This window comes from Nisaea sp., assembly GCF_039990255.1.
GTDB lineage: Bacteria > Pseudomonadota > Alphaproteobacteria > Thalassobaculales > Thalassobaculaceae > Nisaea.
Genome location: NZ_JBDXGG010000025.1, coordinates 154,708 through 168,270 on the forward strand (window position 1 = coordinate 154,708; position 13,563 = coordinate 168,270).

The 13,563-nt window shown below is 61.2% G+C and carries 10 protein-coding genes; all 10 read right to left on the reverse strand.

The genetic code is table 11. From position 1 onward, the window contains the following. Positions 1-253 precede the first annotated feature (253 nt). Complete coding sequence (locus ABJ076_RS23055; protein ID WP_348195957.1) at positions 254-5,362, reverse strand: lactate dehydrogenase; 5,109 nt, start codon at positions 5,360-5,362, stop codon at positions 254-256. Between the two features lie 86 nt (positions 5,363-5,448). Continuing rightward, complete coding sequence (locus ABJ076_RS23060) at positions 5,449-5,847, reverse strand: DUF3085 domain-containing protein (RefSeq protein WP_348195958.1); 399 nt, start codon at positions 5,845-5,847, stop codon at positions 5,449-5,451. Positions 5,848-5,855: 8 nt separating this feature from the next. Next, complete coding sequence (locus ABJ076_RS23065; RefSeq protein WP_348195960.1) at positions 5,856-6,452, reverse strand: DUF1419 domain-containing protein; 597 nt, start codon at positions 6,450-6,452, stop codon at positions 5,856-5,858. Between the two features lie 127 nt (positions 6,453-6,579). Further along, positions 6,580-7,554, reverse strand: coding sequence for a DUF3991 and toprim domain-containing protein (locus ABJ076_RS23070; RefSeq protein ID WP_348195961.1), 975 nt, complete (start codon positions 7,552-7,554; stop codon positions 6,580-6,582). Positions 7,555-7,944: 390 nt separating this feature from the next. Further along, positions 7,945-8,787: a hypothetical protein gene (locus tag ABJ076_RS23075; protein WP_348195963.1), complete on the reverse strand. Its 843-nt coding sequence runs from the start codon at positions 8,785-8,787 to the stop codon at positions 7,945-7,947. A 10-nt stretch (positions 8,788-8,797) separates the two neighbouring features. Continuing rightward, positions 8,798-9,307 (reverse strand): hypothetical protein, encoded by a 510-nt coding sequence (locus ABJ076_RS23080; RefSeq protein WP_348195964.1) that lies wholly within the window; start codon positions 9,305-9,307, stop codon positions 8,798-8,800. An 85-nt stretch (positions 9,308-9,392) separates the two neighbouring features. Further along, entirely contained in the window at positions 9,393-10,778 is a 1,386-nt protein-coding gene (locus tag ABJ076_RS23085; protein ID WP_348195966.1) for an endonuclease/exonuclease/phosphatase family protein, read from the reverse strand. A 341-nt stretch (positions 10,779-11,119) separates the two neighbouring features. Further along, positions 11,120-11,560, reverse strand: coding sequence for a hypothetical protein (locus ABJ076_RS23090; protein ID WP_025030042.1), 441 nt, complete (start codon positions 11,558-11,560; stop codon positions 11,120-11,122). Between the two features lie 166 nt (positions 11,561-11,726). Further along, positions 11,727-12,773 (reverse strand): nucleotidyl transferase AbiEii/AbiGii toxin family protein, encoded by a 1,047-nt coding sequence (locus ABJ076_RS23095; protein ID WP_348195967.1) that lies wholly within the window; start codon positions 12,771-12,773, stop codon positions 11,727-11,729. Continuing rightward, positions 12,770-13,438, reverse strand: a complete 669-nt coding sequence (locus ABJ076_RS23100) for a DUF6088 family protein (RefSeq protein WP_348195968.1) — start codon at positions 13,436-13,438, stop codon at positions 12,770-12,772. The genes ABJ076_RS23095 and ABJ076_RS23100 overlap by 4 nt, the downstream gene beginning before the upstream one ends. Between the last annotated feature and the right edge of the window lie 125 nt (positions 13,439-13,563).

Here is a 13,563-nt window from a genome sequence, read left to right on the forward strand (position 1 = left end):
GAAGCTCCTTGTTGGGTTTGAGAACCCGGCATGCCGCCGGTTCCCTTTCTCGTCTTCTTCTCGAAGATATCCCCGGGACCGCGGAGCGGGCGGACCGGTGCAACTGCGGCCGAGCGTCCCTGCCCGGTCGGACAAGCGGGGCTCACAAGCCCTGCGAAGGACGACGGGCCGGGATGGCGCAGGCGGCGGTTGAGCGGAAGCGTCACCGGACCCGACCGATCTGCGACCGGTCTCCCTCCCGCCCTTTTCTTCCTCAGGCCGCCTCCATGGCCTTCTTTCCCTCCGTCAGGACCTCGTCTGCCAGATCGGCCTCGATGACATCGAGCTGCCGGCGTTTGTCGGCAAGCTCCTCCGCGAAGCCGAATTCCCCGCCCTGGCGGGACTGGTAGGAGGCAAGCCGGCGCTTGGCGTCGTCGAGCCGGAACCGGTATTGCGACCGCTCGTCCTCGAAACCGCCGAGGACATGCTCGATGCGCGAGACGGCGCCGAGCGGCGTGACGGTCAGGGCGAGATCGATGTCGGTCTCCGCGCCCGTCCGTGCGAGCGCGACGTCATATTGGAATTCATTGTTGGCAAAGCGCTGGCCGGAGAAGACCAGATCGAAGCCGCCGATTCTGGCGATGGTCGTTTCATCTTCCTCCCGCAAATGGACCAGCGTCATGATTTCCTTCATCAGGGCGCGGCCGGCAGGCTTGCGGTCGGAAAACGATTGTCCGGCAATTGTCATGGCGAAGGCCTCGCCAGTGGTCGGAATTCTGCGCTCGATGTCCTTGCCGATCTCGGCGATGCGCCGCGTGTCATGTTCAATATCGCGTTCCGCATTACGGATTTGCCGGCGGACGGCGAAGAGGTCGTCGCGATGCGCGGCCCACAAGCGTTCAAGCCGGGCAATGTCGGCTTCGAGGCCAGCCTTCTGCATCAGGCGCTGATCGCCGGACGCAATCGCCTTGGCCATGGCGAACTGGTTGGCCTGGCCCTCGCCGAGGTCTTCGAGCCGGCGCACGGACGTGTCGCCGGAGAGCGCTGCGGCGATGAACCGGGCCTTGCGCTCGTTGTTCTGCCACATCTGCGCGTCCATCGAGCCTTCGGTGGCATAGGCGAAGATGTCGATCTCGTCGTGCTGATTGCCCTGCCGCTCGATGCGGCCCTCGCGCTGTTCGATCTGCGAGGGGAGCCAGGGCACGTCCAGATGATGCAGCGCCTTGAGGCGAAGCTGCGCATTGACGCCGGTGCCCATGGTTTCCGACGACCCGATCAGGAAGCGGACCTTGCCGGCATTGACGTCGGCGAAGAGCCGGTGCTTCGCCTCTGTCTTCTTGTAATCCTGCATGAAGGCGATTTCCGAGGCCGGAACGCCGAGGCGGACGAGCTCATCGCGGATCCAGCGATAGGCGGAAAAGCCTCTGCTTTTCTCGACGCTGATCGTGCCGAGATCGGAGAAGATCATCTGCGCCGCACCGGGCAGATCGAAGGGCTTGCCTTCGCGGGTGAGATATTCGTTTTCGCCGGTCTCCCGCCAGATGCGGAAGCTGTTCTCGACCAGCTTGTTGAGCTTGTTGTCCGGCTCGTTGTCATTGTCGGGATCGACCAGCCGGAGATCGATCGCAGCGTGCCGGCCATCGGTGATGACGGAAAGCAGGATATCATCGCCCGGCTGGGCCGGCCCCTCGCGTTTTTCGATCGCCTTGATGCGCGCCTCGAGGACCTGCTGATAGAGCTTGAAGTCGTCGGTCGGTTTGGCGGTGACGATCTGCCGTTTGCCGGTCGAGACGGCCGGGATCTTCACATATTGCTTCAGGTCCTCCGGCAGTACGACATCCGCGAAGGAGCGGAACATGGCGATCAGTTCCGGCACATTGACGAAGGTGGCAAAGCGCGAGACGGGCTTGTATTTGCCCGAGGGCTGCAGTTCGAGCTCGGTCGCCACATCGCCGAAGGTCGAGGCCCAGGCGTCGAATTCGTGCAGACCGCGCTCTTTCAGGGCATCGAACCCGAGGAAGCGCTGCACCGAAAACATTTCGCCGAGCGTATTGGTGATCGGCGTCCCCGACGCCAGCACCAGGGCGCGGCTCGGATTTTTCGTCTCGATGAACCTCGATTTGACGTAGAGATCCCAGGCGCGCTGCGAGCCGTTCGGATCGACGCCCTTCAGCATCGACATGTTGGTCGCAAAGGAGAGCTTGCGGAACTCCTGCGCTTCGTCGACGATGATCTGGTCGACGCCGATCTCGGAAATCGTCAAGAGGTCGTCCTTGACCGAGCCGAGCGCCTCGAGCCGGTCCCGCAATCCCTCCTTCAGCCGCTCCAGCCGCTTGCGGGAAACGCGATCGTCGCCTTCGACCCGGGTGAGGAGCACTTCGTAGAGCGCGAGTTCATCTTCGATCATCTGCTTTTCGAAGACGGCGGGGACGGCGATGAACTTGAAGGCCGAATGGGTGATGATGATCGCATCCCAGTTGGCCGTGGCGGCGCGCGACAGGAAACGGTGACGTTTGTCTTTGGTGAAGTTGGTCTCATCAGCCACGAGAATGCGCGCTGTCGGATAAAGCGCCAGGAACTCGCGGGCGGCCTGCGCTAGGCAATGGCCGGGCACGACCAGCATGGCTTTCGAGATCAGGCCGAGCCGGCGTTGTTCAATGACGGCGGCGGCCATCGTCATGGTCTTGCCGGCGCCGACGGCGTGGGCGAGATAAGTGGCACCGGATGAGATGATCCGCCAGATACCGCGTTTCTGGTGTCCATGAAGAACAAAGGCGCCAGAGGCGCCCGGAAGTTGCAGATGGTCCCCGTTGAAGGATCGGGGCGCGATGTTGTTGAAGGTATCGTTATAGACCCGCGCCAGCCGGTCGGTGCGATCCGGATCGGACCAGATCCATGTCTGGAAAGCGGTCTTGATCTTGGTCAGCTTCTCCTTGGCCGCCTCGGTATCGACGACATTGAGGACACGCCTCTCGCTGTCGCCATCCTTTATCGTGTCAAAGATCTGCGGGATGCGGCTGTTGAGGGCATCGGCGAGTAGTTCGCCGGCATGCCGGCGCTTGGTGCCCCATTCCGAGGTTCCCTCGGCGCGGTAGGCGAGCATGCGGGCATTGATTGTCCAGGAGGCGAGCTCCGGCATGTGCCGGATCGTGATGTCCGTTCCCATCGTCTCCTTGACGAAGTCGACGACGTCGGAGGCCGGAATCCATGGCGCGCCCAGCCGTGCAGTGATCTCGGACGGACTGAGATCGGCCGGCTGGACGGCCTCCAGAGCCTCGACATTGCGGCTGTAAGCCGGATCGAGTTCCGCGGCCGCCTCGGCGATCGCCAGCTTGTCGCGGACGGGGCCGGAGAGATAGGCGTCGGAGGTCTGCCACGACCCATCCGCAGGATCGCGATAGATCGCGCTGCCGAGTTCCTCGATGACCGTCTCGCGGTCTTCATGCAATAGCTCGGCGATATGGTCGGGATCGACATGACCGCGTTCGTTGAGGACGACGGCAAGCCCATCGGCGGCACTGGTGATCACCGGTGGCGATGGCGGGGCGATGACCCGCTCGGAAAAGATCGGGCCGGGCTTGGCGGTATTCGTATCGAGATCGTAATTCTCGATGGAGGCGACCAGCCAGCAATCCGGATCGTCGAGGAAGGGCTGCAGGTTCGGGCGGCGATGCGTCTCGCGGGTCTCCCCCGTCGCATCGTTCTCCGTGATCGACACCCTGGTGTGATTGATCGGCCCGAAGTCGCGGACGAAGCTCGACCAGGCGATGCGGAGCTTCACCTGCAGGTCGCGCCATGGCTGATCGGTCTCCTGGGCCTTGAGGACCGCGCGCACGGCGTCCCGCACCGGGATCAGCTTCCTGACGATGGCGATCTGCTTTTCGGAGAAGCCTTCGCCGGACCGACCCTTGCGGACGGGAACCGGAGCGAGCTTACCGTCCAGCACCTGCATCAGGCCCCTCGACGCGTCGAAGACAAAGCTGCCTTCGCGGACATGGGCATCTTCGGGTCTAGCGATATCAGCGCCGACCGGGACAAGCTCAAGATCGACGTCGATCACGTCGGGCTCACCGTAATAGATGGCCTCCGGAAGACAGCAGATAGCCGCGTCCAACTTGGCTGCGAGATCGCCCTCATCGGACAGGCAGGTATAGGTGTCGCCGAACGGTCCCGATGTGGTCGCATGACGGCCGAGCACATGGTCCGGATGGTCGGCAAACCAGCGGTTGACCCGGACGGCCTCGCTGTCCTGGTTGGCGGCAACGACCTCGACGAGGTCCAGCCAGTTCGCCTCGCCCTGCGGCTCGCCGGGCTTGCGCTTGCGGAAGAAGAGGAAATCGACAACGACATCGGTGCCGGCCTCCTGCCGGAAGCTGCCTTCGGGCAGGCGGATTGCGGCGATCAGATCGGCGGATTTGGCGATGTGCTCGCGGGCCGTGGCATCCGTCTTGTCCATCGTGCCCGACGATGTGACGAAGGCGGCCAGCGCGCCGGGTTTCAGGAGATCGATGGAGCGGGCAATGAAATAGTCGTGCAGACGCAGACCCATCGACCGGTAGGCGCGATCGGAGCGCACAGTGCGGTCGGAAAAGGGCGGGTTGCCTATGGCGAGATCGAAATGCGCCGGCAGATCGGTGCGCGCGAAATCGCCCTCGATGATGCGCGAGACCGGCTGCAGGAGCCGGGCGATGCGTGCGGTAACCGGATCGAGTTCGACGCCGGTGATAAAGGACGCATCCCGTCGTGCCACCGGCATCAGGGCCGGAAACAGCCCCGTGCCAATGCCCGGTTCGAGAACGCGGCCGCCGCGCCAGCCAAGCCGTTCGAGCCCCTTCCAGATCGCCCGGATGATGAACTCCGGCGTGAAATGGGCATATTGCGTGCAGCGGGCAAGCGAGGCGTAGTCCGCCTCGCTTACAGACGCCTGCAGCTCTTCGCCAAGATCTTCCCACCCCTCGCGGAACTTGTGCTCACCCGGCCGGGCGAACACCGCGTTGGCAAGATCGGAGGCGCCAAAGCCGGTGAACCGGATCAGACGCGCCTGCTCCTCGGGCGTTGCGGGCCGCTCCTCGGCCGCGATCGCCGAGGCAAGTGCGATGGCATCGAGATTGTCCCGTGCCCGGGCCTTCCAGCCCTTGGCCAGCGAACGGCTTCCGGAAAGATGGAAGTTGCTGCCGCGGTCGGCTGCTTCGCCGACATGCTCGTCAGCGGACTTCTCGCGCGCTTGCGAACTGGATGAATTCGCCACCGACGCAGGTTCGGTATCGCCTGGTTCAGCTTTCCGGCTCTCGGAAAAGGCGGTCACGCCGAGGTTCAGCCCGGACGATAAAGCGTTCTGCGAACTTCCGAACATGTCGAGGGTGAAGGGATCGTGGTCTGCCATGGTAATGTCTCCTGTGATACGGGCGCACGCAGCCGCTCCGCCGGGAGAGCCGGCAGCGTTTGCGACGTGCGGAATTGAGAAAGGGGCTAGCGGGTGATTAGCGAGAACGAGATGTCGTGCTCGGTGAGCTGGATCCCGAGATAGGACGCGCGGAAATTCCGGTTGAAGCTCGGAACGACGAGGTCGGCATCGATGAACTCGATCCCGTCATCGCCGCCAAAATGCCGGCGCTTGTAGTCCCACCAGTCGTCACTGCCCTTCGGATGGCATTCGGTCGAATAGACGACGAGCGGTTTCTGGCCCTCGGCGAGCTTGCCGTTGGAGATGATGTAGACGCCCTCGTCGCCAACGAGCCAGAAGCCGGGCTTCTCGCCCTCTCCCGGGCGGGTGCCGTAGTATGGATTGCGGAAGCCGTTATTGGCGGCGGCATCCTCTTCGCCGCGCGCGATGACCTTGCGCACGGCAAGAATCGGAAATGTGAACATGGCCCACCTCACGCGGCTTCGGGCAGCGGCAGGTGGCGCAGATGCACCGGCAGTTTTTCGGAGATCTGTGCGTCGGTCAGGCTCTCGAGCAGTTCGAACCGCGTGCCGGGCTTGCCGTAGACGATGACGGTGCGCTTGCCGCGATGTTCGGGCCTGAAATCCGCGCCGGCGTAGCCGCGATACTTGTCGTGCGTAGCGCTCCAGATGTGCTCGATGCGTTCGGCGCGGGTCATTGCCTTGACCGGCCGGCGCTCGCGTTCGACGATCGCGTCCCGCATCTCATACACAGAACGCGGATCGGATAGGTCGCAGTAGGCATGAAAGAACCGGGTCACCCCGTTGATGCTCAGCGTATAGAAGACGCTGGTGATGCTGCCGGTCAGGAATTCGCGCATGGCGAACATTTCGCCGCGCATCCAGAGCGGCGGCAGGATTTCCAGCATATAGTGGTGCTGGGCTTGCGCGATTTCAAACCATTCGCCGGCGTACAGCGCGCTGTCATCGGTTTGCCAGCGGTCGGGTCGCTGCGCATGGCGGTCGAACAATCTGAACATCTGATGGCGGTCGGCGATACCGAAATGGATCTTTCGGATGAGAGAGGTCATGGCGGGCTCCTTCGGGGCCTGTCCCGGGCTGGAGCGCGGCGCACCCTGTCGGCATCGCCATCTTCTTCAACCCTTCCGGACCCCTTCCCGCGGCCGCCTCTCCGTCCGGCCGGGTCAAGGGCCGGCGTCAGCCGGGCGGAGCTTCACCCTTGAGGCGGACGGCGGGCATGCGGCAGCCGTCCCTCTCTCCCTCACATCCATCCTTCATTTTTCTTTTTGCCTTCAGATCCTCGTTCCAGTCCTCCAGCTCGGGCCGCAGCCGCACGAACCCGCAACCAGCCTCGGAAGCGAGCGCCTTGAGCCGCGCGGCAAAGGTCTCGCCTTGCGCATTGTTGTCGGTGGCCGCGACCAGGAGGGCGTCTGCCCGAACGGCAAGATCGAGCAAGGCTTCGGAGCTCGCCGGCGACCAACCGCCGCCGGTGCTCAAATAGCGCGTGTCCGGACGCTGGTCCTCGAGCGCGGCAAGGCTCATGGCGTCGATCGCGGCTTCGGTGACGCAAAGCCGCGGACCATCGGCGGACCCGAACCGGAAAAGGACCTTCGCGCCACTGGTCGCGAAACCACGCCAATCCGGCCCGCGTTCTTCCCATCCCGTCACTTTTCCTGAGGGGTCCCGGTGGGCAGCCCACATGCTCCCCCGGGGGCCTTCGCGCAGGATATCCTGGGTGATGGCCGATCTGAGAATAGCTTCGGGAATGTCACGCTCGTCGCGCAGATAGCGCCATGTGGCTGATCCGCGCCAAGGCTTGCGCCGCGCGTTCCAGCGTTCGAGGATGCTAAGGTCGGGCGCGCGCTCGCGCGATTGCCTCTCCCAAGCGGGGGCCGACGGCACGAACCCCACCAGATCGGCAACGACATAAAGCGCGGCCGCGAAGGGAAGGCCATCAAGATGCTCGACAAGACGAAAGACGTCGCCCTTGGCGTCGGACAGGGGATCGAACCAACCCTGGCCGTCATGGATGACGATGATGATGTCGTCGCCGCGGCGGTACTTGACCGCCCGGCGCGTGCTTTCCTTGGGGTCAATGGCAAAACCGGCCGTTTCCAGCACTGCGCCGCAGGCGACCTTTCCCCTCAGCTCTTCCAGGTCTGCTTTTTCCATTCTCTATTCCGCGTCCGACGCGTCCTCTGTTCGGTTTCCACTCCCTATTCCTTAGGGGCGGCAACCCGGAGGCCGCGAAGAGCAAGGCAGGACAAGGGCGCTTCTGACAAGCCGGCATTTGTGCCGGGTCGCAGTTTTGCCGGCCAGTAGCGGCGAAGCCTCCCTTGCCTGCCGCCGCGCGCAAGCGGCACCAAGGGTGTTTTTGGCAGTTCTCCAATCCTCCCGGCCGCCCCGCGTCAGGGATGGCCGCCCGTATGGGGGAAGACCGCTGGCGGGCTTCAGCTTTGCCAACAGCCCGGCCCGAAGGGCGACGCCAGACATCCGCCCAAAAAAAGGGGCGCTCAGCTTAACTGGCGAACCCCGCCGCCTCGGGCGTCCTCCCGATCGCCCTCAATCGTCCTCTCCAGTAAGTTCCTTCCATCTGCCGATATCGACATTGATGAAGCCCTGCGGATAGGACTTACCGATTTCTGCAAAAGCAGCTTCGCCTTCCGTGTGGACCGTAAGCACAGTGCTTGGGTTGAGTGGCGCGTTTGCGTAGAGATCAAAATCCGATTTCTCGGGAATTGCCCCGATGCGCCGTCCAAACGTGGCAACAGCCGCCGTCGCGGCCGAGTGCGAGTGGCGGGTCTTTGCAAGGGGCGCTGCGATCTCGATCACGCGGGCTGTGCCAATCTCCGCCAATGAAGAGGACAGTTGCGGATCACGAAGCCAAAATGACGCGACTTCGCCGCCCCACCGTTCCATCAGCGGCACAACACCACTGTCGTCCACGGAAACGGGATGCGAGGTCATCCAGAATTTGCCGGCTCTGCCTTGGCGCTGCTCGCTGTGAAACGGGCTCTTTGTGTAAAGAACCTCTGCGTCGGCGGGCAGCAATTGGCCCGAAGCAACAAGGGCATCGAGCCGATGCTGCAAGCTCTCTGGCGTGGAAAGATGAATACCCGACAAGCGCAGGTCGTCGACTTCCTGATCTGTGAGGCGGGTGTAGTGATACGCGCGTATCGTGCGCACCAGCATCAGCTGATTCAGTTCATCAAGCAGGTTATAATAGGCACCGGCATGGCGGTTGTCCGGCCGGATGGGTGACCGGGCAGGACCGCGACCGAGATCGTGGGATAAGAAGATGGCATGGTCGGTCTCGAAGTAATCCCGGATCAACTGGCCATTTGGCTCGAGGAATCGGCACAGCTCATCATCGAAGGAACCATAATTCCAGAGATCGATGGGCACCGAAGGAGCGCTAACCGTCCTCAAGTGCGCCATGTCGATCGAGGACCTTCATCAAGGCAGAGTTTGCGTTCGTGAAATTTTCAAGCTGCCCGGCCAGCTTGTATTGCCACTTCACGCCGTGAAACAGATTGTTGCGATACCGAAAGATGATGATCAGGACGGCTGCGACCCGATCCCGGTCGTCATTGTTGCTGCCATCGATCACCGCAAGGACCATGTCGCCAAGGGCGTTGGCCGGAAGGTGCAGATGCTCAAAATGATGGGTGACCGCCCCGCCTTCAAAATATCGCGCGCGGAAATAGGCGAGTTCTGGCTCCAGCATTTGCGCATCGAGCGTGCCCTCGTCCCGCCAACGGTCGACGGCGTCGCAGATTGCGCGGGCACTGCCCTCGACGTTCAGGATCCTGGACTCAAACAGGCTCCACAGGAGCGAGAAGTCAGAGATCGAGTCGAGCTCGGCGCTTGTTAGGTTATCGAACCCGTGTGCCTTTGCTTTGAGCCAAACGATCGTTTCAGTCATGGCACCTCAGGGGTCTCGGACCATTGGTCGGTGATGATCGATTTGATCTCACGCCAGTAGGCCTGGTTGTCGAAGCCTCAATACCTCATTCATCGGCATCCGGTGTTTCACAGTCCTCGAGATAGTCATCGGAAAAGTCGCTCTTGATCTCGACCCACATGGGAAGGTGATCGCTCATCTGGTAGGTCCGCCAGTCCGCGAAGTCGTCCTCTTTCACGTGATCAGCATATTCGGCGTGCTGATTGGACTGGTAGACATATTTGTAGAAATCGAAGACATCCGCACCACGCACTTCGAGGGCTACATATCCGCGATCGTGGTCCGGCTTCCAGAACGCGATCTGGTCGTATGCCTTGTCCTTCTTGACGTTAGAGCCGGGAATTCTGCGGATATCGTCGGGCACCTTGAAGCCATTGGCTTCCAGGGCCTGCATCGTTTCATGCTCCTTGCTCAGGATATTGAAGTCCCCAAGAAGCGCGGTCAGGACCTTGTTCGCGGGATTGGCGTCGAGCTCCTCGGCGGCACGTTCCCCGAGCGCTTCCGTGAGCTTCACGATTTCCTGTCGGCGCTGTTCAAGCAGTTTCTCGTCGGACGCATCGCCATAGTAGATGTGGACTGTCGCAAGATCGATTTTCAGCCAGTTCGCCTGAAAGCTGACCAGGAACGGCGTGCGGGCAAACTGCTTGAAACTTTCATCAAGCGTGTCGCCAGGAAACCGGAGCCTATAATGCCTGCCTGCCACCTTGTCGGCCGGTATCTCGACATTGACTTTGCCGCGCGTGTTCGCCGGACGGGTGACCTTCGTTCCTTTCGTGAGGGCCAGCGCGCAGCCCTCCGGAAGAGACAGCCATGACCCCTTTGGAAGCGCAATTTCGAGATCCTGATCCAATTGAATGGTGCCATTCTTCTTCGTCTCGGATCTGGCCTTGTAGACGCCAGAAAGGTCGGTCCCTTCCGGGAGTTCCAAGGTTAGACCGTTTTCGAGTTTGACACGTTCTCCGAAGCTTGCGAGCACCTTCTTGCCGTCCGGTAATGTGAGCTCGCCGGCAATGTGGCGGAAACGGACGCGATCGCGATTGAACAGGAACACCATGCGTTCGCCGTTGCCGGCGCCGCCATCGGTTACATCGGTCGCGATGTAATCCCAATCCGGACCGAGAATGCGCTTCAGTTCGAGGAACTCGTCAAGGTCGCCCCGAACCTCCTGCAGCGCTGCGATGTCGAAATTCGAGATGATCTCGGCCATGTAGTAGAGCGGCTCGTATGACTTGCGGCCGCCATATTTGTTGCCGCCGAATTCCCGGATGTTCCAGGTGCCAATCCGAACGGTCGTCATGCGATCGACGTTCTTGGGAAAGTGCGCGGCAAGGGCCTTGCGAAGGGCCTGCAGGCCCTTGATCGTGCGGAGACGCAGCTTTTCCCGGTCTTCACCAAGCCGTGCGTTCTTTCGCAGTTTACTGTAAAATGGCATGGCCCCCTCCCGAGTATTCTGCCTTCAGCAATAATCATGCGACGAAAACGAGCCTACAACCAATCCGTGCTTTGTCAAAACGTCCGATAATCTTCGGCCGAACATGTCGCGGGGCATTCCGCAACAGCGGATGGATTCAGTTTCGCTTTCTGCATAACCCGGTAGCTTCACCGAATCGCAATGCTCACCGCACTTGAGCGGTGCGGTTACGATAACTGAGAATTATCAGGGCCTCAAAAGCGCGTAGCAATCGCCAGCGCTCTGTCGGGTCAGACCTGTTAATAGCCCGTGTGTTCTGGCTACTGACCAAAGATTGTATTTAATCTTTGGTCAGTAGCTGCCTATCGTGCCGTCAACAAACGGCAGGCCAGTTCCCGGTCGCCCCAACGTGTCGAAAAGGTATCGGAGACTTCGAACCAGCTTCCGTCGTTGCCGGCACCGTGGTTAGCGCCCATGCATGAACATTGGCACTCATGACCGAGCGCTTCCTGGCATGCTCTCGCGCAGATCTCCTGCTCGCGGTAGGGTTGAATGATGTAGATCTTGCCATATCTGACCAGCGCTCGATCGACGAGGTCATTGAACCAGGATTTCGGCAACTCCCAGTAAGCTTCTGTGCCGCCGATCCATTCGGGAGCAGTTCGCCGCCCGTTCTGAAGCCAGTGCCGATTGTCGTCGGCGAATGGTAGTCGCACGCGAATGCGCTCGCCTCGCCCCGTACGGCGCAGCACAACAGGTATTTGCTTCTGCTTCCAGACGTAGGAGAGGGTGAGCTGATCCATCATCTGCCTCAGCTTGTCTCAGAACGCAGGACACGGGACTAATTCTAGTGCTCCGGATTGCCAACGCCCGATGGTTCCGTCTGTCCTGCTCCCAATGGACGTATCACCAGAACATCAACGCAGCTCTCACCTTTGTATTCTGGCGCTTTACGTCCTTGTTCTCGCATCAGGTTGCGACCTTGTTCAATTGATGTTCGATCGCTGCTACGGATGCAAGCACGTCCTCAAATTCAGGCGCCGTTCCGAAGATCATTGCGGTCGTGTTGGCGTAGTCTTCCTTGAGCGCCGCCACCATGCCGTCGACAGGCTCAATGGCGAATGTACCCGGCATGGCCGAGGCGAGGTCCATGTCAGGTCGGTTGAAGAACATCTGCGCATGTCGGACGCAATCTGCACCGAGATCAAAATCTCCGAGGGCAGCCAGGCCCACGTCTGAGTTTAGGAGGCAATGAAGATCGTAATAGTGCCGCGACACGCGTTGACCTTCTTGGCGAAGGACGCCACGCCGCTCATACCAGCGGCGCAAGCCATGTGCGATGACAACCTTGTCCCAGAAGGTCCGTGTTGCCTCGACAGTGGTTACGTCAGCTACTGCCAAATCCAATGATGACGCCTCGTCGGCGATGTAGGGGCGGATCGTGACCGGCCGATTAGGATCAAGCGCTGACTTTGCGCCGGATTCGATTCGAACGGCTGGGCGCACATATGCGCCGTCGCGCGGCTCAACCTCTGGATACCAGACGAGAAGTGTCTGTCCGTCGGGATCGGCTTCGTCGATCTCGATCCGCCCTGCACCGCTGGAGATGCCGGCCAGTTGCTCGGCAAGAAGTTCTCGAAGCGGGCCAGTAATGTACGCACGGCACGCGTCCCGAATAGCATCCAGTCTGGCACGGCGTTTCTTGTTCGAAAGGGCTTCGAGTTCTTCGACCGATGCCGGTTCGTGGAGGTCATCGCGGAAGACGGTGATGTCGATGTCTTCGGAAAACCGTTGGATGAGGCCGTAGGCTTTCGACAGGGACGTGCCTCCCTTGAAGAGGAGGCGCGGTGCTCCGGCAGGTCGCTCGTGATAGAGCGCATTCAGGGTCCAGCAGACCCAGAAGTCCTTCTCGATATTACCCACAGGCGCTCCAAGCCGGTTCGCGGTTGCCAGGAATAGATCGAGCCGGTCTCGCGCGGGGGTCTCGACGACCTGCTTATAGGCGGCCGTGCTCATTGTTCGACCTCGTTGGTATCGACGGGAATGATCAGGTCGCGCAGGAATTCCTGCATCCAGATCGGCAGGGCTGAAAGGCCGGCGCGAAGGTCGTCACGGATCGCTTTTCCGTGTTTCGGATCAGCGAACAAACGGCGCAGCACATCCCCTACCCGGTCTCGCTCGTCGTCATGGGACAGCATGTCCTGCATCCAGTACAGGGCCTGGACGACGCGCATGGCCGGTCGGTCGGCCCAGTAGAGCCGGCTCGGGGCGGCGAACTTGAAATGAATTTCCTGCTTGCCAAGTTTGATCGGCTTCAGCCGTGCATCAACCAGCACTTCGATGCGCGCCGGGACGGCCGTGGTAAGACCGAGATCGTTTGCGGCGGTCATGCCGTCGACAACGGCCCGCGCCTGGTCGCGACGGGTGACAGCACGGATCACGGCCCGATAGTCCGGAACGGTTGGCTGTCCCGTCAGGGAGTTTTTGCGCGGACGATCATAGAGACCGCGATCAATACGGCGAAGCTCGCCGGCGGCGGCGAGCCGCTGCAGGGTTTTGTCTATGGCGGCACGCCCGCCGAGATCGGCGAAATCGGCAGGCGTCCAGACCTCATCGGGCTGAGACGCAACCCGAGCAAGCAGTTTGGAACGCAGATCTGTATCTTGATTTGGATCCGTCATGTCCGAAATATGCTACATTTTTCGGACATCAACAAGAGAGTCCGAAGAATGTCACATTTTTCGGACTCGCCTCGACCGCTCAGTACGACCAATTCGCCTTGAATTGCATAATTGCGTTTTACTTT

Excerpts from the sequence above, each read along its gene's own strand:
- ABJ076_RS23080 (WP_348195964.1), bottom strand. The coding sequence starts at position 9,307 with ATGACTGAAACGATCGTTTGGCTCAAAGCAAAGGCACACGGGTTCGAT.
- ABJ076_RS23060 (WP_348195958.1), bottom strand. The coding sequence starts at position 5,847 with ATGTTCACATTTCCGATTCTTGCCGTGCGCAAGGTCATCGCGCGCGGC.
- ABJ076_RS23085 (WP_348195966.1), bottom strand. The coding sequence starts at position 10,778 with ATGCCATTTTACAGTAAACTGCGAAAGAACGCACGGCTTGGTGAAGAC.
- ABJ076_RS23065 (WP_348195960.1), bottom strand. The coding sequence starts at position 6,452 with ATGACCTCTCTCATCCGAAAGATCCATTTCGGTATCGCCGACCGCCAT.
- ABJ076_RS23090 (WP_025030042.1), bottom strand. The coding sequence starts at position 11,560 with ATGGATCAGCTCACCCTCTCCTACGTCTGGAAGCAGAAGCAAATACCT.
- ABJ076_RS23070 (WP_348195961.1), bottom strand. The coding sequence starts at position 7,554 with ATGGAAAAAGCAGACCTGGAAGAGCTGAGGGGAAAGGTCGCCTGCGGC.
- ABJ076_RS23095 (WP_348195967.1), bottom strand. The coding sequence starts at position 12,773 with ATGAGCACGGCCGCCTATAAGCAGGTCGTCGAGACCCCCGCGCGAGAC.
- ABJ076_RS23100 (WP_348195968.1), bottom strand. The coding sequence starts at position 13,438 with ATGACGGATCCAAATCAAGATACAGATCTGCGTTCCAAACTGCTTGCT.
- ABJ076_RS23055 (WP_348195957.1), bottom strand. The coding sequence starts at position 5,362 with ATGGCAGACCACGATCCCTTCACCCTCGACATGTTCGGAAGTTCGCAG.